We start from the raw sequence: 829 nt of genomic DNA on the forward strand, positions 1-829 counted from the left end.
GCGCCGTCAGGCGCTGTTGTTTCATCCCTTCCGCGATTTTTACGCCGCTACCGGATTATGCCGTGACGCATCGAACGGCACGCCTGACTTCAGCACTCCATACGCCACCTGGGCCAGCTTGCGCATCATCGCGCCGAGAATCACTTTTCCTTTCTTGCCATTAGCCGCCAGACGGTCGCGGAAGGCTCGTCCCCACTCTGTCTTACTGGTGGCTACCATTGCAGGCATATACAACGCCCTGCGAAGCGACACATGTCCGGCCTTACTCATCCGGCTCGCCCCTCTCACACTGCTGCCAGACTCATGAAGCCGTGGTGTCAGCCCCGCAAAAGCAGCGAACTGTCTGGCATGGGCGAAGCGGTTCTTCAGACCGATATAAGCCAGCAATACCGCAGATGTTTTCTCTCCGATACCCGGGATACTTTCCAGCAGTTTCCTGCGGTGTTTCATATCCGGATCATCGTCTGTCAGGTCTTTTATCTGCTTCTCAAGACGCTTCAGCTCTGCTTCAAGCCACAGAAGGTGAGCATCAATGCTCGGCCTCTGGACTTCCCGCGCCGTTTCAGTGCGATTCAGTTCCTGCGTGTGCATATCTGTCAGCGCCTGGTGGCGGACTACCAGGGCACGCAACGCGCGTTCAAGCGGGTGAGGCGCTTCCCAGGCTGCAGGGCGCTTCTGACGACAGAACTCTGCCAGCATGCGCGCATCCACGGTATCAGTCTTGTTACGCAGTCCTTCACTCTGAGCGAAAGCTTTACCCAGTGCAGGATTAATGACTGACACTATGTAGCCAGCATCGTAAAGGCACTCAGCGACAGGTTCCATATAG

Annotated in this window: 1 protein-coding gene; it reads right to left on the reverse strand. The window is 56.5% G+C overall.

The features are described from left to right. Positions 1–39: 39 nt before the first annotated feature. Positions 40–829, reverse strand: a 790-nt coding sequence (locus ACJHYW_RS25255) for an IS110-like element IS621 family transposase (RefSeq protein ID WP_410233391.1), incomplete at its 5' end; no start/stop codon positions are given.

The organism is Escherichia sp. WS3063 (assembly GCF_046486595.1).
Classification (GTDB): domain Bacteria; phylum Pseudomonadota; class Gammaproteobacteria; order Enterobacterales; family Enterobacteriaceae; genus Escherichia; species Escherichia coli.